We start from the raw sequence: 25,075 nt of genomic DNA on the forward strand, positions 1-25,075 counted from the left end.
CCAGTTTCATCTTTTGGTCGGCTTTTTATTTTTATTGGTCAAAACTACCTATATATCTCATTCGACAAATAGCGACTCTCAACACTCGCTACATTCTTAAATTTAATTAAGCAGTAACAAAATTTGCGTCATTTAAGATTTAAGTCTCGGATCTAAGGCATCGCGTAGTCCATCTCCAAATAAATTAAACCCAAGCACTAGAATGGAAATGGCTAGTCCAGGGAAAATAGCCATATATGGGGCACTAAATAAAAAATCCCTGCCATTAGAGAGCATGGTTCCCCATTCTGGTGAAGGCGGTTGTGCTCCCAATCCTAGGAAAGAGAGTCCCGCCGCCGATAAAATCGCTGTTGCCAATCGAAGGGTCCCTTGAATAATAATCGGTGATAGGATATTCGGTAAGATATGCTTGAATATGATCGTTGCGTCGTTTGCTCCTAATGATCGGATGGCATCGATATACTCGAGTTTCTTCGTTTCTAACATTGAACCCCTCACGACCCTTGCAAATAAAGGAATAGAGAAAACCCCTACAGCAATCATGACATTGATCAGGCTTGGTCCTAGTGCACTGATGATGGCAAGAGCTAATAGTATTCCTGGAAACGCAAGCATCACATCTAGAATTCTACTAATGATCGTATCGAGCCAACCTCCATAATACCCAGCGACTAGTCCCATAATGATTCCGAAAAAGGCACCGAATGTTACCGCAGCGAACCCCACTCCCATTGATAATCTTGACCCATAGAGGATTCTTGCTAATATATCTCTCCCTTTATCATCTGTTCCCATCCAATGCTCCATGCTTGGGGGCTGAAGCTTATTAGTAAGATCAATCTCGTAAGGATCATAGCTGGCAAGCAAAGGAGCAAAAAAAGCAACTAATATATAGATAAGGACAATCGCTCCACCTAAAACAGCCGCTTTATTTTTTGAGAAAGATTCCCAAAACTGTTTCATTCTCTCGCGAAACAAGGAAGTTTTTGATTCAGTCAAAGCAGGTTGAATCTCTTCCACTTTCAATTCCGATGTCATTATTTGTTCCTCCTTAAACCTATTTTGTTTTGTGTAATTCAAAGATAGAGGAAGAAGGCAGGAAAAAAAAGATGATATTTTTGAATTGTCAAAATAATAAAAAAACAGGTAAAGATATTGCAAAAAATTTGGAGATTTCTTTTTTATAATGCAAATAAGCCTTACCAATTATTAAAAAGGAGAGTGGAACAAATTGAAAAAAACTTGGAGAAAAGAGAAGAGCATGAAAGGTCTTATCGTTCTTTTTATCATCATGACTATGCTGTTTGTGCAAGCTTGCTCAACGAGTAATACTAGTAACGAGACTGCTGCAAATGAAAGTAGTAGTGAAAAGAAGGGGGGAATATTGAAGGTAGTCCGTTTATCAGATGCAACGAACTTAGACCCTCACTTCATCACAGATATACCATCTGCAAATGTGTTATATCAGAAGGTTTATGAGACATTAGTTACGTTTAATAAAGAGATGGAAATTGTTCCGGGGTTGGCGAAAAGCTGGGAACAACCTGACGAAACAACATGGGTATTTACATTGAATGAAGGAATTACATTTCATGACGGTTCAAAATTTAACGCGGAAGCAGTGAAAAAGACATTTGAACGATTATTAGAGCCTAACACAGGTTCACCTCAGAGAGACAAGCTGAGCATGATCAAGGAAGTTAATGTTCTTGATGAGTATAAAGTTGAACTAAAGTTAAGCGCACCATATGCACCGCTGTTATCGATTTTAGCTAGTAATGAAGGAAGTATTTTAAGTCCGAAATCTTTAGAGGAAAATCCTGATACACTTTCTAAGCATCCTGTGGGAACAGGTCCCTTCAAGTTTGAATCATGGAAATCTGGAGAATCGATTACCCTTATAAAATATGATAAGTATTGGGGAGAGAAGCCTAATATTGATGGGATTGAGTTTAGCGTTGTACCTGAGGAAGCTACTCGTTTAGCAATGATTGAAACAGGAGAAGCTCACATTACGGATCAGGTACCAGTGACAGAAATTGAACGTATTGAAAGCTCAGATACTATTAATCTATACCGTACAGAAGGGCTAGCGGTTGAATACGTTGGTTTTAACACACAAAAGGCTCCTTTTGATAATGTGAAAGTTCGTCAAGCGATCTCTTCTGCGATAGAAAGAGAAGCGATCATTAAAGGGATTTATAATGGAGTTGGGACGTTAGCGAATTCTGCGATGAGCCCAAAAGTGTTCGGATATAGTAAGAATATTAAGCCTTATGAATACGATCCGAATAAAGCGAAGCAGTTATTAAAAGAAGCAGGATTCGAAGATGGCTTAGAGCTTACACTGATTACAAGTGACAGGAAAGAACGAATTAATATGGCGGAAGTGATTCAGTCTCAATTAAAAGGAATTGGTGTAAAAGTAGATATCCAAGTTCTTGAGTATGGTGCCTATATTGAAGCCGTCGATAGTGGCGAACAAGATATGTTTATTGGTGGATGGGGAAATGCCACAGGAGATGGCGACTATAATCAGTACAATCTGTTCCACTCTTCTTCACATGGTTCACCAGGAAATCACTTCTTCTACACGAATGAAAAAGTAGATAAGTTAATCGAACAAGCAAGAAAAGAAACCAACCCAGAGGTTAGAAAACAGCTGTATGAAGAAGCGATGACCATTGAAATGGAAGAAGCTGTCTATATTCCAATCCGTAACTATGAACACTTAGCTGTATACAACAATGATGTTAAGAACTTCTGGCTGAACGCTGTTAACTATTTAATGGTTAATGAAGCAACAATAGAATAGTGTATCAAGGGTGACTCGAAGATTTAATAGAGTAAAAGGGTTTCGGGTTTTTGAGTCACCCAATCTGTTTACGTTTAATCGAAGGAATGGAGGAGTAAAGATGAATACATTTTGGATGAAAAATGTCAGACTTGAAACAGGCTTTGAATATGAAAACGATAGGGTGATTGGGACGACTACAGAAGTATGCCATTTGAAAATAAAAGATGGGAAAATGATTAGGATATCGACAGATGGTGGAGATATCGATAAAGATTCGATCCCAATCATGGATGCAAAAGGAAAGCTAATGATGCCATCATTCCGTGAAATGCATATTCACATTGATAAAACCTATTATAGTGGCCCTTGGAAAGCCTGTCGCCCAATTACAAATGGAATTTTCACAAGGATAGAGGAAGAAAAGGAATTGCTTCCTAAACAACTGCCATTTGCTTTAGATAGAGCGGAGAAAATGATTGAATTATTGCTACATAATGGACACACACATATTCGGACACATTGTAATGTAGAACCCACTTCAGGTTTAAAGAACCTTGAAGTTACAGTAAAGGCACTTGAAAAGTATAAGGATTCCCTGACTTATGAAATCGTTGCCTTCCCGCAGCATGGATTACTGTTAAGTGACTCTGTTTCATTAATTAGAGAAGCCATGAAGAATGGGGCTACACATGTTGGGGGGGTGGACCCAGCAACCGTCGACCGCAATATCGATCAATCACTTTGGACAACATTTGATATTGCGGCAGAACATAACGCCGGAATTGATATTCACCTACATGATCCGAATACGCTAGGAGCGTTTACCTTCGAACGTCTAGTTGATTTTACAAAAGAGGCGAAAATGAAAGGACAAGTGACCATCAGTCATGCCATCGCATTAGGTGACCTTGAAGGACAATCTTTAACAGAGATTATGACTTTATTAAAAGAACAAGAGATTGATATTGCGACTACGGTTCCGATCAACCGTCCAACGATTCCGATTCCAACATTAGACCAACATGGGTTGAGAGTATCTGTTGGTCATGACAGTCTTACAGATCACTGGTCGCCATTTGGTTCAGGTAACACAGTGGAGAAGTTAAGTATCTTAGCCGAACGCTTCCGCTTCATTGATGAATATTCATTAAACAGAACGTGGAAATATGCTTCAGGAGGGGTGACACCTCTTAATGATCAGGGGGAACAGGTATGGCCGCGAGTCGGGGAAGCTGCTGACTTTGTCCTAGTGGATGCCAGCTGTTCAGCAGAAGCAGTGGCAAGAAGATCGACCATTGATTCCGTCTATAAAAATGGAAATAGAGTAGATAACACTCGAATTGCAACTATAAATAGCAGTAAGTAGAAGGGAGAGGTATTTACATGAAATGGTTGAAAAATGTAAAGTTAGAGGTCGGAAATCAAATTAGTGAAGATGGTCTTATCGAAACGAAAACAGACTTCTTTCATTTGGGCATAAACGAAGGAAAATTAGTTGAGCAACGACACTACTCCAAAAATGTCCCAGAACAAGATGAAGTAATCGATGCTAACGGGCTACTAGCAATTCCAACCTTTAAAGAAATGCATAATCACCTGGATAAAACCTATTTATCATTAGACTGGAAGGCGTGCAAGCCAGTAAAAAACTTAAAAGAGCGACTTGCTTTTGAAGCACAAGAATTATCAGATCTTGCTCCATCTGCGAAACAAAGAGCCATGAGTATGATTGAAAAGATTTTGTCAAATGGATCGACCCATATTCGAACACATGTAAATATTGATCCTTATATCGGATTGAAAAACCTAGAGGGAGTATTAGAAGCCCTTGAAGAGTATAAACATGCAATCACAGCGGATGTCATAGCGTTTCCACAGCATGGTTTACTTAGAGATGACGTTCCTAAGCTGATGAGAGAAGCCATGCAAAACGGAGCAAATATGGTTGGGGGGCTTGACCCAGCTGGGATCGATCGTTCCATCGAGAAGTCACTGTATGAAACAATGGAAATGGCAATCGAGTTTAATGCTGATGTCGATATCCATCTACATGATGGTGGGCATGTAGGCTATTATACGATTGATAAATGGATGGATTTTGTAGAAGAAGCGAACTGGCAGAACCGCTCTGCTATCAGCCACGCTTTCTGTATCGGAGAAGTTCCGGAAATACAGCAAAAGGCATTAGCAGAACGTCTAAAGGAAAATGGGGTCGCCATCATGTCTACGATCCCACTAACGAAATCATTACCACCAATCGAGCTATTAGATGATCATGGTGTCAATGTCCACCTTGGTTGTGATGGCTTCTATGATTCTTGGAGTCCTCATGGGAATGGGGATGTGCTAGAAAAGGTTCAAAAATTTGCTCAAATTAGCCGCAGAAGTGAAGAAGTATTGTTACGTGAGAGCTTAAAATGGGCAACAGGTGGTATAACAGCTTTAACAAAGGATGGAGAATATCGTTGGCCGAAGATAGAAGATGATGCAAGTTTCATCTTTGTAGATGCTTCCTCCTCTGCAGAAGTCGTTGCCAGACGCCCTTATAGAAAGGCTATTATGAAAAATGGAGAAATGGTTTATGGTTCATTAAGTGAATCGTTTGAGTATATAAAATGATGCAGAAATGGATGACAAAGCCCATGTTCCTTTACATGGGTCTCCTTTTTTGTGTGATCTGCTGGGGAAGTAACTTTATCTTTGGAACCATTCTCGTAAATTACTTTCAACCGATGGAAATTGCTTTCTTACGATTAATCTTTATTAATTTATTTTTATTTGTTTTTTTGTTCAAATCGGTTAGAAACTTTAAGTCAATTAAGACTGTTATACTGTCTTTCATGTTGATTGGTTTCATTGGCGTCACATTAAACCACTGGACCTTTTATGCTAGCTTAACAAAAGCGGACCCTGTTACAGCAGCACTTATATTAGCGACGGCACCGATTTGTACTTCGCTAATGAATTTTTTTGTTTTTAAGGAAGAAAAAAGCTTTGCCTTTTGGGTTTGGAGTCTACTTAGCTTTATAGGGGTCATCCTAGTAATCTTGAAAAAAGGGAAAATTTCATTTGGTGAGGGTGAAGCGTATATATTTCTGACAATGCTAACCTTTTCAATTTTTATGATCATGATTGAAAGAAACGCAAACAAATTTTCTACTAGTGTCATAACCTTTTATTCAAGTTTTTTTGGAATGATCTTTATGGCAGGATTACTCCCGTTTGCAGAAGTCAACTTAATAAGAACAGCACCAAGCGATATTTGGATTTTATTAATTGCTACTGCTATTATAATGCATGGAATCTGCCCAGTAATCTGGAATTATTGCATTACAAAAGTAGGTTCAACGAATACTTCACTACTTCTAAACTTAGAGCCTTTTATCGCGATGGTAGTGGGTTACATTGTTTTAAAAGAATCGGTAAGTGTCCTGCAATTCATGGGTTCCTTGCTCATCTTAGTCAGTGTGACAATGGCGGTTCAGTCGAATAAGAGGTATGTTTTAAGAGGGCGGCTTAATAAAAATATGAGTGTATAGAATCCATTTATATGAGGTGAATTAACTTGAAGAAGCTATTACTAACCGGTTTTGAACCATTTTTAGATTATCCAACCAATCCAACAATGAAGGTTGTGGAAGTGTTAGATGGAAAGGAAATTGGTGAGTTTGAAGTAATAGGAAAAATATTGTCGGTTGATTTTAAACAATCGGGAAGTCAACTAGTAGAGTATTTTGAAGAAGTGAAACCTGATGCCGTTATTTCTTTAGGATTAGCTGCGGGACGATATAAAATCACTCCTGAACGAATTGCTATTAATTGTAGTGATGGGGACCGTGATAACAGTGGTCATCGCCCTTTAGACGAAAGGATTGTTGAAAATGGCATGGACGGCATGTTTAGCACGCTTCCGATACGTAATATGGTAGAAAGGCTAAATGGTGAAGGGTTTCCTGCAGAAATATCAAATACGGCCGGCACGTATTTATGTAACAATGTCATGTATACTATGCTCCATTATCTTCAGCAAAAAGGACTTACTATCCCTTCGGGGTTTATTCATATTCCTGCTTCACATGAGCTTGGGCTACAGTATGGGAAAGTTCCAAGCTGGTCGCAAAGTGATCTTACTAGAGCGATAGAATTATGTGTGGAGGAGTTAAAAATCTATGCCTGAGGCTCAGTATTGTATATGTCAATCAATTCATTTCTAAGCAGAGAAGTGTGGTATTAATCACATTTCTCTGCTTTCTTTTTTTTAATGAACCTCATAATAACCAGGGGCATCCTTTCAAATATAATACGAAACGTTTCATTTTTGAAACATTCCCCTCCAACTCTAATATGAATACCTATTCAAATCGCGGTTGCTGCATTTGGCATGATTCTTGCATTTTATAGAATAAAGAAAGTAAATCAACAAGGAGTTGTTGGGGATGAAGGGGGAAAAACCGTTATCTGGATTGAAGGTTTTAGAAATGGGGCAGCTCATTGCTGGACCCTTTACAACAAGAGTGTTGGCTGAATTCGGAGCAGAAGTGATTAAGGTAGAACCACCGGGAAAAGGGGATCCGATAAGGGAATGGCGGCATATTTATGAGGGGAGTTCCCTTTGGTGGAGGATCCAATCAAGGAACAAGAAATCAATAACGATTAATTTAAAAAGTGAAGAGGGCCAACAAATTATCCAAGAGCTTGTCAAAACATGTGATGTGGTCGTGGAGAACTTTAAACCAGGCACGCTGGAAAAGTGGAACTTAGGTTATGACCGATTATCTAAAATAAACCCGAGGTTAATTCTTGTAAGGGTATCAGGCTATGGGCAAGATGGACCTTATAAAGAGAAGCCGGGGTTTGGAAGTATAGGAGAATCGATGGGGGGATTACGTTATATCACCGGCTATCCTGACCGCCCTCCAACTCGAGTGGGGATTAGTTTAGGAGATTCGTTAGCAGCCATGTATTCCATTATTGGGGCACTAATGGCTTTATACCATCGTGATGTGAATGGAACAGGCGAAGGGCAGGTCATTGATGTTGCGCTATACGAAGCCGTGTTCAGCCTTATGGAAGGCAGTCTATTAGAATATGATAAATTAGGTGTCATGCGTGAACGTACTGGCTCCTCACTTCCTGGAGTGGCTCCCACCAATACCTATCCTTGTGCAGATGGGAAATATATCGTGATTGGCGGAAATAGGGATAGTATTTTCAAACGTCTCATGATAGTCATTGGTAGAGAAGACTTGGCGAATAATCCCGAACTTGCTACAAATAGTGGAAGAGCGAAACAAGCAGATGTTCTTGATGAAGCCATTACACAATGGACGAAAAACCTGCCATTCGAAAAAGTGTTAGCCACATTAGATGCAGTACGTGTCCCTGCAGGAGGAATTTATAGTATGGAGGACATTGTAAATGACCCTCATTATCAGGCAAGGGAAATGATTCAATCATTCCCACTCAATGAAAAGGAAGAGATTAAAATTCCAGGGATTATTCCGAAAATGAGTAAAACGCCTGGGGAAACGGAGTGGCTTGGACCAGCATTAGGAGAGCATACGGATGAAGTATTACTGAATTGGTTGGATTATGATTCAGACAGAATAGAATCTCTAAGAGCAAAGGGAGCTATTTAAAATGATTCAAGAAGTGGGTCCGAGAGATGGATGACAAAACGAGACAAGCTTTTTTTACTAACCGGAAATTAAAAGATTTATATAGAGGACAAGCCTTAATTTATCTAAAAAATGAATTTTATTTATGATAAAATTTCAGAAAAATTAAAATTTTAAAACAAGGAGGAAAGCTTGTGGAAAAGAAAAAGGAACCAATCAAGAATGTAAAGATTTGGGTCATTATTTTAGGTATTTTTCTCTTAAGTATTCCATGGTATTTACCTGAGGGATCTAGTTATATTTTAGCGTTTGGGATTCCGTATTGGGGATGGATGGTTCTGGCTGCTTCCCTTGGGATGTCCATTTATTTGACTTATGTGTTGAATCATGAGTGGCAGATGGAAGAGGAAGAGACAGGAGGTGATCAGTCATGACAGATTTGGCGTTTGGCGGATGGTCTGGTGTTTTGATTATGGCGGTTTATGGATTGATTATGTTAGGGATTGGTTTTATCACTTATTTAAAACATAAAGGAATCCATCAGTCTAATAAAGAGTATTATCTAGGTGGAGGAAAATTAAGTTTGATGGTACTATTTTTTACCTTCTTTGCCACGCAATACAGTGGTAATACGATCATAGGATATGCGCCAAATGCATATCGGTTGGGTTTTAGCTGGCTGCAATCCATAACCTTCTTTATCTTAATTATCGTAGGGTATTTATTATTTGCTCCGCGTCTTTATTCAATTAGTAAGAAGTATTCGTTTATCACCCCTTCTGACTGGCTTGAGAAACGTTTCAAATCAAAAGGGATCACGATATTAGGATCTCTACTGATGCTTTATGGATTATGTAATTATTTACTAGAGCAACTTGTAGCTATTGGGCAAGGTGTGAGTGGCTTAACAGGAGGTACGGTTCCTTATCAATTAGCAGTAGTATTCTTTGTCGTCATCATGCTTATTTACGGTTGGCTCGGAGGAATGCGTTCTGTAGCGTATACCGATACGATGCAAGGGATTGCCTTATTGGTCGGGGTGTTTGTTCTTTTAATTGGATCGATTATTTATTTTGGAGGCTTACCAACGGCAACTAGCTATATGGAGGTTTATTCTCCTGAAAAGCTAGGCGTTCCAGGTGGCGAGGCAATTATGAGCTGGTTTAGTTTATTAATCATAGTGGCCATTGGGGGAGCGATTTACCCTCATGCCATTCAACGGATATTCGCAGCAAGTAGTGAAAGGGTTTTAAAGAAATCCCTAATACGAATGGCATGGATGCCTTTCATCACTGCGGGATTTGTTTTTATTATTGGAATCATTGGGATCAACGTATTTCCTGATTTAGATGTAGGACAATCTGAACAATTGGTAGGAATGATGGCCAATGAGTTAGCTGGTAAAAATGCCTTCTTTTATTGGGCGATGGTGATTTTATTTGGAGGGATTATTGCCGCCATTATTTCTACTGCTGACTCTGTACTACTCACTTTCTCTTCCATTATTTCAAAAGATTTATATGGAAGGTATATAAATCCTAACGCACCTGAGAAAAAGCAAATTTTAGTAGGGAAATGGATTGGGATACTAGCAGTCGCGGTTCTTCTAATCATTGCTTGGTATCCACCAGCTACATTATATGAAATTTTTGTATTGAAATTTGAAGTGCTCGTTCAAGTAGCACCTGCTATTATATTAGGACTCTATTGGAACAGGCTTCATAAAAATGCGGTATTCGCTGGCATGTTAGTAGGGACGATAACGGCCGCTGTAATGACATTTGCCAATATTGAATTCCTTGGAATTTTAAGCGGAATTTGGGGGCTGCTTGTCAATCTCTTGATCTGTGTCGTAGGAAGCTTGGTTATGAGTGTAAGTGTGAAAGAAGAAGAGGATGCAAAGCAAGTAGTAGGAATGTAATGATAAAAAAAGTCAGCCGAAACAAGGCTGGCTTTTTAAATATATTTGGAGAACTTGAACATATAAGGGGAGTACATATGCTAAATAAATATATGGTAGAGAAAAAGGGGTTCTTCGTTATCCTGCTTATATCGTTTTTAACGATATGGGGATATGGGGCTCAACGCGTAATCGTGCCGGTTCAGCTGAGCTCTCTTGAAACGAATTTACTAGAGATGGGATTGATCTTATCCTTGTTTGGTATTCCAAGAGCAGCCATGAATATTTTTGGAGGGTATCTATCTGATCGTTTCTCCAAACGAAATAACTTGATCCTATCGGTGCTTCTATTTGGCGTCATTTCTCCCTATTTTATTGGTGCGGGGGAATCAGGAGCTTCGGTTGGAATATGGAGGTTATTCCTTGGAGTGGGCCTAAGCTGGGGAACGACCGCTATGGTTTCCTATATAGCAGATATCACCTATACAAGGTTTAGAGGAACAGCCATTGGAATTCAAAAAATGATTACTTGGTCTGGAATGGCGCTTGCTGGCGTGATTGTTCCGATTTTATTAATGCAGATGTCCTTTTATAAGTTGATGACGATCACATCTGTTTTATCAATTATTGCCTTATTTTTTATCTTCTTTTTTGTAAAGGAAGTAAAGATAAAAGAAGAACTAAGCCCAACGACTAAACCGGTTAACAGAATAAATCAAAATCACCTTTCATTTATGCAAAAAGTCGTTTTAGCTTGGAATGGGTGCTTTATCAAAATGATTGAGGACGGTCTCATAACATTTTTTATTCCTATTTACATCATGACTCAATATGATGATTTGGTTACTGTCGGAATTTTAGTTTCTGTTTTCACCGCCGTTTATGTTATCTCTCAACCATTGGGAGGTTGGTTAAGTGATCGAATCGGTGCAGTAAAAGTTATCCTCATAGGGATGTGCTTTAACTTTATTGGTTTATTCACCTTTTTGTTTTCAAATCAATTACCTATGATCTATATGGTGTTAGTCGTTCTTGGAATGGGCTGTGGAATGGTAGTGACAAGTGGTGAAACCGAAGTCAGCCTAAAAGGTGATAGAAAGAAAAGGTCAAGAAATCTAGGGTATTGGCGTTTTTATCGAGATCTCGGCTCAACAATTGGACCTATCTTTGTAGGCATATGTTTGTATAGTAGCTCCTATCAAGTCATTTTGGTATTGATGACCGTAATCGCCTTTCTATCCTTACTATCTTCCTCCTGGTTAGTGAAGGAGGAACAAAATTGTCTTTCCTGTGGTTGGCAGCAGAACGGGAAAACATCTATTTAAACCGTTTTAGATTTCATAACTATGACATTCCCCCTTTAAAGTCATGTTGTTCATTCTTTAATAAAAAGGAGATTGATAGAAATATGAAGAAGATAATAAAAAATGGTTTATTAGATGAGGTGAGGTTGTTGAATCAGAGAATTGTGGTGATTAGTTATCATTTTTTAACCCAGCTTGTAAAAGAAGCAATTAAGGAAATAGAGACGTTGATCCCGATCGATATTATGGAAGTCGAATTAGGGAAATCGAAAGAAATCGCCCGGAAATTAGATGAGGATGAAAATGTAGCCGCAATTGTAGCACCGCGTGGCCATGCAAGCTTCATATCTGAGCTAAACCAAACCCCTTTAGTTGTCATTGATGTAACGGATAATGACTTTTTAATCGCTTTGAATAAAGCGGCAAAAGAGTCAAATGAAGTGGTGATTATGAGGTATGGGAAGATTTTTAAAGAGTTTCAGCTCTATGATCATTTATTTCATTTAACTATCCATCATGACCGCTACTTTTCCACAATAGAAGCAAAAGAAAAAGTTCATAAATGGATTCAAAAAGGGATAAAAAATATTATTGGAACAACGGTTGTTTATAATGAGGCAAAGAAAGAAGGAGCTCATGCCGTTTATCTATATTCTATTCAAACAATAAAGGAACAATTAAAGCAAGCAGTAGAAATTGTCCGCTCAAGAGAACAAGATCAAGCAAAGTTAAAATGGATAAACGCGGTCATCTCCAGTACGAATCATGCTGTTATTTCTACAAATCACAAAGGCGAAATTACCTTAACAAACGAACAGGCCTCTAACCTGCTAAAGCTGTCTTCTTCATTCATACAGGGGCAAATGGTGAAAGAGATCTTTAAAGAAGTCAATGTAGAACCTGTTTTAAAAAATGGACAATCACTGGAAAATGTCATTATTCATTTTCAACAACAACATCTCATTGCTAATGTTACACCTATACAGGTTGAAAAACGTATTATCGGTTCTGTCTTTCTTTTTCAAGAAATCTCTAAGGTCAGTGATGCTGAGAATAAAATTAGAAAAGAACTTACTAAGAAAGGGCTCGTAGCTAAAAATAACTTTAGTGCCATTATTCATCAATCAACCAAAATGAAAAGAATAATTAAAAAGGCTAAGATTTATGCAAAAACCAATTTATCCATTCTTATTCAAGGTGAAACCGGTACCGGTAAAGAACTTTTCGCACAAAGCATACATAATGAAAGTGAAAGACGTGACCAACCGTTTGTTGCCATCAACTGTAGTGCACTACCAGATCAACTGCTAGAGAGTGAATTATTTGGCTATGTTGAAGGTGCCTTTACGGGTGCAAAAAAAGGCGGTAAAAAAGGACTGTTTGAATTAGCCCATGGAGGAACGATTTTTTTAGATGAAATTGGGGAGATCAGTGAAAGCTTACAGGCCCGCTTGTTAAGAGTCCTGCAGGAAAAGGAAATCATGCGTGTGGGAGGGGAATCGGTGATTCCGATTGATGTAAGAATTGTGGCGGCAACCAATAGAGAGCTAAAGAAGATGGTAGACACTCGAGAATTTCGAGAAGACCTGTACTATCGCCTAAATATATTGGACTTAACTCTGCCAGCCCTTAGAGAAAGAAAAGAGGATATCCCTTTATTAATTAAATATTTTATCAAAAAGAAAGGTTTGCCTATTAAAGAAAATTTACTGTTAGACACTAGGATTGTGTCTCAATTAATGAATATCAAATGGTCTGGAAATATTCGCGAATTGGAAAACCTGCTTGAACGAATGATGGTGATCTATGAGCATACTTCGGATAGGAAAATGGTTGAAGAAATCATTGAAGAGTGGAAGGTTAAACAGAATTATGGAAATGAATCTACAAGCAGGCCGAGGCTCGAATTCCAATTGAAAAAAGCAGAAAAAGAAACCATCTTAAAGGTATTAAATGAAGTAGGTGGAAATAAAGAAATAGCAGCTGAGCGTCTGGGAATTAGTCGTTCAACGTTGTGGAGGAAATTGAAGCAATAGGAGGAAGATTTTCTTTTTAAAAGGGCTAGTAATGAAAAAGTTTATATTATCTGAAAATTATGATATATTTAAAATGGAGCTTGTTAGTGAAAGCAATAGGCAAATTTAAGAGATTGCTTTCACTTTATTTTCCTTCTTTGCGCAATCGATTGCATGTTATTAAAATTCAATAAAGGAGAGGGTATTAGTGAAGCGGATTCCAGCCATTTTTATCACGTTACTCATGATTTTTAGCCTTTCCAATTCTTCCTTTAAATCATCCACTGCACAAGCTGAAAGTACATACGATTCAGTGGTGCTGCGGGGAAGTGAATCACCCTTAGATTGGAACTCCAATAATCATTCACTAAGGTATGATGAAGCCGATGATGTTTGGAAAAGTAATCCTATTCCATTAGTGGGTGGAAAGAAGCTTGAATTTAAATATGTATATGATGGTGAATGGATGCCAGGTGACAATCTAACATTTACTCCTGATAGGGATGGAAATTATATTTTCACTTTCTATCCAACTGATGAACGTAAAGTAGATGTTACGTTGGCCGATGAGTTTGAAGGGAAAGTAACGCTTCAAGTCACGTTGCCAGAGTCCACTCCAGAATGGGTCACACCAACAATTGCAACAAGCTTAAATGGCTTTGACTACAGCCTTACACCACTCGAGAAGACAGCTGAAGCCCGAGTTTGGAAACTTGATCTTGTTGGACATCCAGGGGAAGAGTTTTCATATCTCTACGGTTTAGGTTCAGAGCGATACAAGGAGGCACGCACTGAAAAACGGACAGCCACTTTTTCAAAAGAAGGAGCAATAATTGAAGATACTGTTACAGAATGGTCCGCCATTCCAATCGCTGAGAGTGTGACGCACAATTTTAACCATAAACCATTTTTGCCAACGAATAATGATGATGTCAAAATTACCACAATGGTTGAACATTATGGACGAATCGATGCAGGAGCTGTTTATTTTACGATAGATGGCACGGCACCAGAAGGCAAGCGTGGGGAAGCAGCAAATGGGGAAGCGGCGGAATTAACTGTACATTCCACTGAAGAAAAAACGAACGGTTTAAAGGTCTCCACTTTAATAGGAACGATTCCAAAGCAAGACAATCAAGTACGGGTGAAATATAAACTTGATGTGTGGAATACAGGTGGCGAAGGAACTCAATTTGCTGATACCAATAGTTTTGACCCGAAAGAAGCAACTGAATTTGCCTATTATGTTGATCAGTTTACTTCTCCAAAGTGGGCGAAGAATGCATCTATTTATCATGTGTTTGTGGATCGATTTCGTGATGGAAACGAAGGGAATAATGAGCCAGGGAATGAAGATCTTCCTTATGATGAAAGATTAAAAGGCTGGATGGGGGGAGACCTTGCAGGTGTTAAAGAAAAGCTTGATTACATTAAAGGTCTAGGAGTTAATACAATTTGGATTTCGCCAGTGTTCGAAGGGCCATACTCACACGGTTACCACCCTGCTGATTTTAAAAAGATTGATGATCACTTTGGTGACAAGGAGTTAATGAAGCAGTTGATCGATGAAGCACATGCAAAAGGAATGAAAGTGGTCTATGATTTTGTACCAAACCACACATCCGATCAGCATCCATTTTTTGAAGAGGCAAAAGCAAAAGGGGAAGGGAGCCCTTATTATAATTGGTACACATTTACAGAATGGCCCGACAAATATAAATCTTTTTATGGAATTAGCGAGCTTCCGGAATTAAATAACGACAACTATGAAACGAGGGAGTATATTTTAAATGATGTCGTTCCCTTTTGGTTAACGGAGTTAGACTTTGACGGATTTCGTTTAGATCATGCCAAAGGCCCAAGTTACAGCTATTGGGTCGATTTCCGCCACAAGGTAAAAGAAATCAATCCTGATGCCTTTATCTTTGGGGAGGTTTGGGATCGTCGTGAGAAAATCAACTCCTATGCTGGTAAGCTTGATGGAGCTCTTGATTTTGGTCTTTCTGATACGATGGTGAATGTTTTCGCTAAAGATCAATCGATGGTGGAGCTGAGTAATACGGTTAAAGCCAACTTAGCTGCGTACCCTCATGAATATTTGATGGTTACGTTCTTGGATAACCATGATAAACCTCGCTTTCTATTTGAAGCTGGTGGCGATGTTGAGAAGCTTAAGCTTGCTGCAGCAACTCAATTTACACTCCCAGGGGTTCCGACAATTTATTATGGAACAGAAGTCGGACTATCACAAAGTAAAGACCATAACTTGGTTGATGAATGGAAGGACCGTTATTTCCGTGAGATGATGCCTTGGAAGGAAGAAGATCAGAACCTTGAGCTGAAGGCATTCTATCAAGATATTATCGAGCTAAGAAATAGTGAAGAAGCACTAAGAACAGGGGATTTTAAAGAAATTCATGTGAACGATGATTTGTATACCTTTGAACGCGCGACTGATGAGAAGAAGCTTCTTGTGGTGGTTAACAAAGGAGATGGAGTAGAAGTATCGCTCAACGATCTATATAACCAACCCAAAATAAATAAAGTGACTCTTCAAAACGCACGTAATAAAAAAGACAAAGTGAAAAGTAAAAAAGGCAAATTATCGATAACCATTGAAGCAAAAACCTTTGCTGTATATGAAGTTGTTAAAGGAAAACTCGTAAAAGCAGAATAAAGGAATCTTGGTGCCTGGCACGACCCGGAATTTGTCGAATGATGATTAATAATATTCAAAACCCCCACTATCGTATCGGATGTGGGGGAGATATTTACTCTTTTAAAGTGGTTTTATAAAAAAATTTACCGCTCTCGATTCCATATTCAAATGTTTTATAAGCGGTTAAGGTGAAGCATTCCGTTTCTTCTGTGTTAAGAAATTGTAATGCTTCATTTTTTATTTCATTTAATCGCTCTTTCACCCGTTTTGAAAAAGCCTTTTTAAGGGGGTGGGTCATCATCCCTGCTTCTTGTTGCATGGAAAAAGTAAATCCATCTGCGAACAAATAGAGATTATGAACATCCATAAACCGTTGGAGAAAGGAAGACTCTAAAATCGAATTCGTATTCATCAATTCGATTTCACCTTCTGCCACTTCACATAATGTCTCAAATATTAAAGGGATCGTTTCCGAATAATAAGCGGCAATTTCATGTTTAAGAATTTTTAGTTTTACCTGTAAATCAGGGGGAAGCATCGTTTCGTCAACGATAAAAGCTGAATGGGTCATTGGGGTACCTCCGTATTGGGGAATTTTTTTTAGGTCAGTGATTGGTTTGGGAAAATAAGGGTTATTAGAGAGGAGTTAGTCTAACCTGGTTACTTCCTGAAGTTTTTGAATATCTGTTTTCACTTGAAAGTCTTCTTATACTTGTACTTTCATATGTGCAAGGATATCGTCTTGAAATTGTTCGTTTTTTACTCTACTTTCTAATAAATCAAATTTCTTTTCAAGGGAATCTATTCTCTTCACGAGTTGATTGAATTTTGTATCCATATGCTCCCTGGATTCTATCATTGCCTGTAAAATTTGCTGCTCCATATTCTCACCTCCTTTTTTCTTAGTATATCACGGATAATAAGTTTAATTGTACTGAAGAAATGTAAAAATATTGAAAGTATAAAATAATTCGACATATTCCGACTGGTGCCAGGCACGGCCCGAGATTTGTCGATTTTTTCTGGGGGAGTGACTGGAAAGCTTGAAGGAAATTCGATAGAATAAGGGGTAGAGTATGGACATGTTATGAATTGAATTTATACATAGAAGGAGTCGTTTACGATGAGTAAAGTTTTCATTTTTGGTCACAAAAATCCTGATACAGATACAATTTGTTCTGCAATTGCGTATGCGGATCTTAAAAAGGAATTAGGTATCGACGCTGAGCCAGTTCGGCTTGGTGCTGTCAATGGTGAAACGCAATTTGCTCTTGACCAATTCGGTGCAGAAGTTCCACGTCTTGTAGAAACTGTTGCTAACGAAGTAAATGAGGTAATCCTTGTTGACCACAACGAGCGTCAGCAAAGTGTAAGCGACATTGAACAGGTTCGCGTTCTTGAAGTTATTGATCATCATCGAATTGCAAACTTTGAAACAAGTGATCCATTGTACTACCGCGCTGAACCAGTTGGGTGTACGGCAACAATCTTAAATAAGCTTTATAAAGAAAACGGTATTGCAATCAAGAAGGAAATTGCTGGTCTAATGCTATCAGCGATCATTTCCGACTCACTCTTATTTAAATCACCTACTTGTACGGAGCAAGATGTAGCAGCTGCTCACGAACTAGCGGAAATTGCTGGTGTAGATGCTGAGAGCTATGGGCTGGAAATGCTTAAAGCGGGAGCAGACATTAGTGACAAAACCATCACTGAGCTGATTACCCTCGATGCAAAAGAGTTCCAAATGGGCGATCATAAAGTTGAAGTTGCACAAGTGAACGTGGTAGACCCTAATGACGTATTAGCTCGTCAAGAGGAAGTGGAAGCAGAGATCTCCAAAGTCGTTGCAGAGAAAAAATTAGATCTTTTTGTTTTCGTTGTTACGGATATTTTAAATAATGACTCTGTTGCTGTGGCTCTTGGAAGCAAAACAGAAGCAGTCGAAAAAGCGTTTAATGTCTCTCTTGAAAATCATACAGCTATTCTTAAAGGTGTTGTATCCCGTAAGAAACAGATCGTTCCAGTATTGACAGACGCTTTATCAAATTAATTTACCAACAAAAAACTGCGGAACCTTCTTTAAGGCCCCGCAGTTTTTTCTATTCTTCTAAGTCTTCTCCGATAATCCGTACTTCACGTTCCAGCTGTACATCAAATTTTTCTTTTACTGTTTTTTGTACATGACGGATTAAGGCAATATATTCAGTAGCTGTTGCGTTATTTTTGTTTACAATAAAGCCAGCATGCTTAGTTGAAACCTCAGCCCCACCGATACTTGTACCTTGAAGCTCGCTGTCTTGAATTAGTTTTCCAGCAAAAAGCCCCGGCGGACGTTTGAAAACACTTCCACAAGAAGGGTATTCAAGTGGCTGCTTGGATTCTCTTTTAAACGTAAGATCATCCATAATCGCTTTTATTTCATCGTAGTTACCAGCTTTAAGTTGGAAAGTAGCTTCAAGAACAATGTCTTCTTTTTCGGCAATATTACTTGTACGATAGTCAAGGTCCAAGTCTGCAGCTGTACGCTTCACAAGGTTTCCGTCGATATCGACGACAAGAGCATGGTCGAGACAATCCTTGATTTCACCGCCATAGGCCCCAGCGTTCATATAAAGGGCACCGCCAACCGTTCCTGGAATTCCACAAGCGAACTCAAGACCGCTTAAATGCTCTTGTAATGCTTTTCTAGAAGCCTCAATGATGGCAGCACCACTCTGAGCAACGAGGACATCACCTTCTGTCGTAATACTATTAAAGTGTTTTAAGAGAAGCACTATTCCGCGAATTCCACCGTCCTTAACGATAAGGTTCGAGCCATTTCCTAACAAGGTGAGTGGAATCTTCTCTTCTTTTGCAAACTTCACGACATTCTGAACCTCTAAATAAGTCGTTGGCGTCACAAGAAGATCTGCCTTCCCGCCAAGTCTTGTATACGTATGATTTCTCAGAACCTCATCCAATTTAATGTTATCTTTATGAACATAAGATAATAATTTCTCGTAAGTTTCAAGGTATTGATTCATGATTTTTCATTCCCAATTCATAGTGTAATTTTGTTAGATGTGAAAAAATCACACATCCACTCAAATCTCATTATATGACTAAATTGGGCAAATGTTAAATCCTTCAGTGCAGAAAGTTTAGAATGGACAAAAATTCCAATCGGTGCTGGGTACAAAATCCCGGAAAAGTGCCAAGTACAAAACCTCGGAAGTGACCAGGCGCAAAAAGGCAGAAATGTACCTGGCACAAAACGCATTTGGTGTGAAGGATTTTTCGATAGGATGAAAGAATTATATAGGATATAGATATCCTTTTTTAGAAACAGCCTCTGGTGAAAGGAGTCCAGTCAATATGTTTAAAAGAAAGCTTGTCATGATTCCACTCTTTATTTTGCTCATTGTAGGTATACCATTTGGTGTCTATTATTATTTAGATTCACAGACTAGTACTAGTACTGCAAGTGGTTCGAAAAATAACGATGGTGACTCGCAGAAAAGTGGGAATGCAGCTATATCAAAAGCTCAGGATGTTGAAAAGGGAGCGGAAGGAGAAAATCCGTTTAATGAATCAATGACTGAGCCAATTGCTGAAAATATCATGATGCAGTATATTCATGCGATGAGTCACCAAAAGGTATCTGCATCCGAGAAGTGGTCATATTTTCGTTTAACGGATGATAGAGTTAGCTATTTACTTGATCAATTGGAAATGAAGGATTATAAGCATGAAAAGGTATATAAAGACATTTTAACACGATGGTCAGAGGAAGATTTTTCAGAGGTAGATCATGATCATAATGAAATATGGAATTTGCAGGATGGAAGTGTTGGAGAAGCGAAAGGAATTTTATCAGAGAAAGAGGAAGAAGCATTTATCCAAAAACAAAATAAAGAATCACGTTAAAGAATTAGCAGGTTTCCTTCCCATAATTATGCAGAGCTTTTGTTATTAACTAATAGATTAGGCAAGGAAACCTTAGAAAATTAAACAACTTTCTTTAACCTTGAATTCTGGCTAATAGCTTTTAATATAAACAATTTGTCTTGGGTCGATAACATTCTCCAACTTCTTACATTAATAATCATACTAAAATCAGCTCCTTTATACTATTTATTCTTTTTTACCGCGGTTTTTTGCCGAACAAACAACAAAAATATCTACAAATTTTGATGTTGTGTTAGAAGGATCAGGGGCATTATTTGTCATTTTCTTGATGAAAATGTCACTTCGTAAAAATTTCCTATTTTTGCGATCCTTTTTTCATAAAAAATAGTTTTACGTAATAAAAATGGGGAAAGGAGGTACTAACTTTTTGAACAGGAGGTGAAAGCGGTTGACTCTTTTGTATATGAAAGCGAGAGAGTTATATGAGCAGGATGCAAAAAGTAGCTTGGAAAAGAAAAGTGCTGTTGCTAGTTATGGGAAAAGTCGACGTAGAATCCGTTATTCATTTAAAAAGAATAGAAGAGGTTAGAAGACGTTCTAACGTGAATAATTTTGATTGTAGCAACCAGCCGAGACTGGTTGTTTTTTTGATGTCGGCGGCGGAATTTGTTGGTATGTGTCGAACGGTCAATAAATATAGGATTACGGATAAATAACTCCCGGTTACGGACAAATTAATACTCAATCTGGACAAATAAATGGCCATGACGGACAAATTAATCCTTTCAGTGGTGAAGGAATGCTATTCCAAAAGCTGAAAAAGGAACCCAGACGTCTTTTTGATTAGAGAACCTTTCGAATAAACATACATAGCTTCAAAAAGTCATATGGATAAGTATAGACTTGCCCAATAAGAAGGTGATTTGATGCGTCGAAGGAGAGGCCCGCTTCCGTTCCTCCTTGTAGTGGGATGTTTGGTTATCACGGTTATTGTTTTTGTGAGTTGTTCGGTGCAGTCGTTAACTACTAATGATCCAGAAGAAGTCATTGAAGAATTTTATAATAGTGAAAAAGACGGCGAATTTGGTCAATCATGGGAATTATTTCACTCTGAAATGAAGAAAAAATTTAAGAAATCATCTTATATTCAAACCAAAAACCATGTGTTCATGGGGCATATGGAAGTAGATACATTTGAAGTTGAAGTAGGGGACCTAAGGGAAATCAACAAATGGAAATTTAGCAAAGACGGTCCAACCTTTAAAGAAGTAAAAGCAGCAGACGTTGAACTCACATTCGAAAGCCAATTCGGACTCCTCACCATCACCCAAACCTGCTACGTAGCCAAAGACGACGGCGAATGGCGCGTGCTTTGGGACTACAACTTCTAAAGAAATATCGGGTGGTGCCAGGCACCACCCGGTTTTTGTCGAATAATTTCAGGAGGATTTCCGCGAGTTTGGTAGAATCTTATCAATTAGAGTAAAAACTATGCCGAGGTGACCCTATGGGAAGAAAACGAAGGGTTTGGAGCCCTGATCATTTTTATCATATAAGTGCTCGTGGAAATAGAAGAGATCTCCTCTTTCAGGATGAGAAAGACTTCCAAGCATTTTCACATATCCTCACATCCCTCTATGAGACAACTTTGTTTGAGACGGCATCTTATTGTTTTATGACGAACCATTATCATATACAAATTCGATCCCCTTACACGCCTATCTCCCAATTAATGGCCCACATTAACAAGAAATATGCTACCTATTTCAATTCGAGGTATAACCTCACAGGCCACGTCTTTGAAAACCGCTATTATGGTGAACCGATCAAAGGGATGACTGGCCACCTCAAAGTAAGCCGCTACATTCATTTAAATCCTGTTGAAGCAAACATTGTCAAAGACCCTTCCCTTTACCGATGGAGCAGCTATCCAACACTACTATCACCAAATCCACATTATAATGAAACACCTTATTTCAACCCTGACCTTCTCCTAAATATCTTCCAAGGAACAAAGCTAGAAAAGCAATCTAAGTACTCGAGATTGGTAGAGAAAGAGAATAGTAAATCATGGCATTTACTAATTTAACGACCATCACAAAGTAATTCAAACATTATTCCACTAACACTTCCAGCCTCCAAAACTCAATTAATCAAACGTTTAATTAAAGACCCCTCAACGTCTCCATGTAAGAAATAATAGCTAGATAAAATAGGATTCCATAACACTAAAAACACTTTCCAAGAATAATACTATTCTCACTAAATAAAAAATCTTTAAACCTAAACAGGAATTTCCAACTTTATATAGAATTTAATCATTAACGGAATTATTAAGGAATTTTTCCTTTAATAATCAATTCGATCAATAAAAGGAGACGTTCTAGATGAATCTGAAACAGCTTGTGAAATCAGTAGAGGATGAAGTGATTGAATTACGACGTTATTTTCACCAGCACCCGGAAGTAAGTGGAGAAGAATTTGAAACGTCAAAAAAAATTCAGGAAAAGCTTCATCAAGCAGGGATCCCTTTTAAAACGGGTTTTGCAGCAACAGGAGTTCTTGGCATTATTCAAGGAGAGAAACCAGGGGGAACGGTAGCCCTAAGAGCGGATATTGATGCCTTACCAATCCAGGAAGAAAATGATCATAGCTATCAATCAAAACATGCCAACAAAATGCACGCATGTGGTCATGACGCCCATACGGCTATGCTCTACGGAGTAGGGAAAGTGTTAAATCAACTGAAATCTGAGTTAGCGGGAACGGTTCTTCTTGTGTTTCAACCTGCGGAAGAAAACGCCCCGATTGGTGGGTCTCAGCAAATGATGGATGATGGTGTTTTCCGCGAATTTAAGCCAGACGTGATTTACGGACAACATGTATGGCCCGATCTCCCCTCAGGAGCAGTTGGCGTTCTGCCGAAAGAAATGATGGGAGCATCCGACCGCTTTAAAATCACCATCAAAGGATCAGGTGGACACGCAAGTATGCCTCATCAAGCAAATGACGCGATTATCATTGCGGGTAACATGATCACACAGCTTCAAACGATTGTGAGTCGAAACACGGATCCATTAGACTCAGCCGTCGTCACGATTGGAAGAATTGATGGAGGCTATCGTTATAATGTTGTTGCCGATAAAGTCATACTTGAAGGAACGGTAAGAACGTTCAAAAAAGAAGTGAAGAATATGGTAAAGGAGCGTTTTTCTTCCATAGTAGAAGGGGTAGAGAAAAGCTTTACTGCAAAAATAGAATTCGATTATTTAGATGGCTACCCGGCAACCGTAAACACTCCGAAATGGGCTGAACAGGTTAAAGAGTCGGCACATAAAATCCTTGGAGAAGACTCAACACCAATAGTTTCACCATCCCTGGGAGGCGAAGATTTTTCTCGTTTTCTGCAGCAATACCCAGGTGCCTTTTATTGGTTAGGGGCATCTGTGTCAGACACTAGCCAACAGTATCCTCTTCATGATTCTCGTTTTAAATTAAATGAGGAAGCATTAATTAAGGGTGTTGAGCTCATGGTTCAGCTAGCAGTAGATACATTAAAAAAGATAGAGAAAGAGGAGCCAGGATTACATGAATCATATTGAAAATTTTATAAAAGAGATATCACCTAAATTAACGACATGGAGAAGAGCACTTCATCAAAAGCCGGAGCTTGGTTTCACGGAATACGTAACCACTTATTTGATTGGAAAAGAACTATTAAAACTCGGATTTACCATTTATGTCGGAAAAGAAGCTCTCGAAAGCAGTGAAAGGATGGGAGTCCCTGCTTCCGATTATCTAGAGCTTCAAGAAGAACGAGCAAGAACAGAAGGAGTAGAGGATCAATGGTTAGAAAAAATGAAGGACGGCCATACGGGGCTTGTAGCAACACTCGATACAGGGAAACCTGGTCCCCATATGGCGTTCCGGGTTGATATTGATGCCCTCCCTATTACCGAATCAAATGATAAAGGTCACTCTCCTTATCAGCACGAATTTCAATCAAAACATGATGGTGTGATGCATGCTTGCGGACATGATGGGCATACGTCGATTGGATTAGGTGTCGCAACCTATCTTTCCCAGTTTCAAAATCAGCTAAAGGGTAAGTTCACCCTGCTTTTTCAACCAGCAGAAGAAGGGGGAAGAGGAGCGAAAGCGATGGTGAAAAAAGGCTGGTTAGACGGTGTGGATTACTTCGTGAGCGGACATATTGGGATCCGCGATACGAAATTAGGAATGATTGCAGCGACGACCGATTCCTTCTTAGCCTCATCAAAACTAAATGTAATCTACAAAGGGAAGGCTGCCCATGCAGGTTTAGAACCTGAAAAAGGAAAGAATGCCCTATTAGCTGCGGCTGCCGCAAGCCTTCATCTTTACAATATTCCCCGGCACTCGGATGGAGAGACAAGAATCAATGTTGGGAAACTACAAGCGGGTACTGGAAGAAATATTATCGCTGATGAAGCCTATTTAGAAGTAGAAACCCGTGGTCAGACGACAAAAATTAATCACTACATGCTAGAAGAAGCAAAAAGAATCCTCCAATCAGCGGGAGGTTTATACAATGTCGCCACACGAATTGAAACGGTCGGTGAAACCATTGAAGCGGCATGTAATTCTGAATGGATTCACTGGATAAAGGAAATAAGCAGTGAAAGTCCATTGATAACAGATGTCTCAAGTAGTATGTCATTAAAGGCGTCAGAAGATGTGACCTACATGATCAATGAAGTGCAGAAGCAAGGTGGAAAAGCAACCTACATGGTGTTTGGCACTTCTTTAAAAAATGGACATCACCACTCCCGATTTGATTTTGAAGAAGGGGTGCTAGAAGTAGCAGTGGACGCTTTTATACGTCTCATTTCTAAATTATCGCGGCACTAAA

The 25,075-nt window shown here is 38.9% G+C and carries 22 protein-coding genes; 18 read left to right on the top strand and 4 right to left on the bottom strand.

The genetic code is table 11. The features are described 5' to 3' along the window. Positions 1–132: 132 nt before the first annotated feature. Positions 133–1,038 (bottom strand): nickel transporter permease, encoded by a 906-nt coding sequence (gene nikC, locus JOC86_RS10940; RefSeq protein ID WP_239587525.1) that lies wholly within the window; start codon positions 1,036–1,038, stop codon positions 133–135. A 223-nt stretch (positions 1,039–1,261) separates the two neighbouring features. Here nikC and JOC86_RS10945 point away from each other — a divergent pair, with 223 nt between their 5' ends. The 11 genes from JOC86_RS10945 (at position 1,262) to JOC86_RS25155 (ending at position 16,311) form a co-directional block, all read left to right on the top strand. After that, a complete protein-coding gene (locus JOC86_RS10945; RefSeq protein ID WP_205173497.1) occupies positions 1,262–2,815 on the top strand; it encodes a glutathione ABC transporter substrate-binding protein in 1,554 nt (517 codons plus the stop codon). 100 nt (positions 2,816–2,915) lie between these two features. Beyond that, positions 2,916–4,163, top strand: a complete 1,248-nt coding sequence (locus JOC86_RS10950; RefSeq protein ID WP_205172193.1) for an amidohydrolase family protein — start codon at positions 2,916–2,918, stop codon at positions 4,161–4,163. A 17-nt stretch (positions 4,164–4,180) separates the two neighbouring features. After that, entirely contained in the window at positions 4,181–5,416 is a 1,236-nt protein-coding gene (locus JOC86_RS10955; protein ID WP_205172195.1) for an amidohydrolase, read from the top strand. A gap of 35 nt (positions 5,417–5,451) precedes the next feature. Then, a complete protein-coding gene (locus tag JOC86_RS10960; protein WP_239587585.1) occupies positions 5,452–6,336 on the top strand; it encodes a DMT family transporter in 885 nt (294 codons plus the stop codon). A 26-nt stretch (positions 6,337–6,362) separates the two neighbouring features. Continuing rightward, positions 6,363–6,974 carry a pyroglutamyl-peptidase I gene (locus tag JOC86_RS10965; protein ID WP_205172199.1) on the top strand — a complete coding sequence of 204 codons (612 nt, stop codon included), beginning with the start codon at positions 6,363–6,365 and terminating at the stop codon, positions 6,972–6,974. Positions 6,975–7,233: 259 nt separating this feature from the next. Further along, a complete protein-coding gene (locus tag JOC86_RS10970) occupies positions 7,234–8,436 on the top strand; it encodes a CaiB/BaiF CoA transferase family protein (protein ID WP_205172202.1) in 1,203 nt (400 codons plus the stop codon). Between the two features lie 173 nt (positions 8,437–8,609). Next, a complete protein-coding gene (locus tag JOC86_RS10975) occupies positions 8,610–8,849 on the top strand; it encodes a hypothetical protein (RefSeq protein ID WP_205172205.1) in 240 nt (79 codons plus the stop codon). Continuing rightward, entirely contained in the window at positions 8,846–10,336 is a 1,491-nt protein-coding gene (locus JOC86_RS10980; RefSeq protein WP_205172207.1) for a sodium:solute symporter family protein, read from the top strand. Before JOC86_RS10975 ends, JOC86_RS10980 begins: the two co-directional genes overlap by 4 nt. Before the next feature lie 77 nt (positions 10,337–10,413). Then, positions 10,414–11,640: an MFS transporter gene (locus JOC86_RS10985; protein WP_205172208.1), complete on the top strand. Its 1,227-nt coding sequence runs from the start codon at positions 10,414–10,416 to the stop codon at positions 11,638–11,640. Between the two features lie 83 nt (positions 11,641–11,723). Continuing rightward, entirely contained in the window at positions 11,724–13,655 is a 1,932-nt protein-coding gene (locus JOC86_RS10990) for a sigma 54-interacting transcriptional regulator (protein WP_205172217.1), read from the top strand. A gap of 187 nt (positions 13,656–13,842) precedes the next feature. Continuing rightward, positions 13,843–16,311 carry an alpha-amylase family glycosyl hydrolase gene (locus JOC86_RS25155; RefSeq protein ID WP_205172218.1) on the top strand — a complete coding sequence of 823 codons (2,469 nt, stop codon included), beginning with the start codon at positions 13,843–13,845 and terminating at the stop codon, positions 16,309–16,311. A gap of 94 nt (positions 16,312–16,405) precedes the next feature. Here the strand turns inward: JOC86_RS25155 and JOC86_RS11000 are convergent, their stop codons facing one another. Then, positions 16,406–16,864 (bottom strand): hypothetical protein, encoded by a 459-nt coding sequence (locus tag JOC86_RS11000; protein WP_205172219.1) that lies wholly within the window; start codon positions 16,862–16,864, stop codon positions 16,406–16,408. A gap of 135 nt (positions 16,865–16,999) precedes the next feature. Beyond that, the gene (locus JOC86_RS11005; protein ID WP_205172220.1) at positions 17,000–17,176 is read right to left on the bottom strand and encodes a hypothetical protein; all 177 of its coding nucleotides are present in this window, start codon (positions 17,174–17,176) and stop codon (positions 17,000–17,002) included. A gap of 240 nt (positions 17,177–17,416) precedes the next feature. On the opposite strand from JOC86_RS11005, the gene JOC86_RS11010 reads away from it, so the two are divergent. Further along, positions 17,417–18,346, top strand: coding sequence for a manganese-dependent inorganic pyrophosphatase (locus JOC86_RS11010; RefSeq protein ID WP_205172221.1), 930 nt, complete (start codon positions 17,417–17,419; stop codon positions 18,344–18,346). A gap of 49 nt (positions 18,347–18,395) precedes the next feature. Here the strand turns inward: JOC86_RS11010 and murB are convergent, their stop codons facing one another. Further along, positions 18,396–19,319 carry a UDP-N-acetylmuramate dehydrogenase gene (gene murB, locus JOC86_RS11015; RefSeq protein WP_205172227.1) on the bottom strand — a complete coding sequence of 308 codons (924 nt, stop codon included), beginning with the start codon at positions 19,317–19,319 and terminating at the stop codon, positions 18,396–18,398. Between the two features lie 331 nt (positions 19,320–19,650). On the opposite strand from murB, the gene JOC86_RS11020 reads away from it, so the two are divergent. The 6 genes from JOC86_RS11020 (at position 19,651) to JOC86_RS11045 (ending at position 25,074) form a co-directional block, all read left to right on the top strand. Next, positions 19,651–20,202 carry a DUF6241 domain-containing protein gene (locus JOC86_RS11020; protein ID WP_205172229.1) on the top strand — a complete coding sequence of 184 codons (552 nt, stop codon included), beginning with the start codon at positions 19,651–19,653 and terminating at the stop codon, positions 20,200–20,202. 430 nt (positions 20,203–20,632) lie between these two features. Then, positions 20,633–20,773 carry a hypothetical protein gene (locus JOC86_RS11025; protein WP_205172230.1) on the top strand — a complete coding sequence of 47 codons (141 nt, stop codon included), beginning with the start codon at positions 20,633–20,635 and terminating at the stop codon, positions 20,771–20,773. A 337-nt stretch (positions 20,774–21,110) separates the two neighbouring features. Then, entirely contained in the window at positions 21,111–21,575 is a 465-nt protein-coding gene (locus tag JOC86_RS11030; protein WP_205172231.1) for a hypothetical protein, read from the top strand. 116 nt (positions 21,576–21,691) lie between these two features. Beyond that, positions 21,692–22,273: a transposase gene (locus JOC86_RS11035; RefSeq protein ID WP_205172236.1), complete on the top strand. Its 582-nt coding sequence runs from the start codon at positions 21,692–21,694 to the stop codon at positions 22,271–22,273. Positions 22,274–22,571: 298 nt separating this feature from the next. Further along, positions 22,572–23,786 carry a M20 metallopeptidase family protein gene (locus JOC86_RS11040; protein WP_205172238.1) on the top strand — a complete coding sequence of 405 codons (1,215 nt, stop codon included), beginning with the start codon at positions 22,572–22,574 and terminating at the stop codon, positions 23,784–23,786. Next, on the top strand, positions 23,773–25,074 hold the full coding sequence (locus JOC86_RS11045; protein ID WP_205172240.1) for an amidohydrolase: 1,302 nt from the start codon (positions 23,773–23,775) through the stop codon (positions 25,072–25,074). Before JOC86_RS11040 ends, JOC86_RS11045 begins: the two co-directional genes overlap by 14 nt. The last annotated feature ends 1 nt before the right edge of the window (position 25,075 follow it).

Source organism: Rossellomorea pakistanensis, from assembly GCF_016908495.1.
GTDB classification, from domain to species: domain Bacteria; phylum Bacillota; class Bacilli; order Bacillales; family Bacillaceae_B; genus Rossellomorea; species Rossellomorea pakistanensis.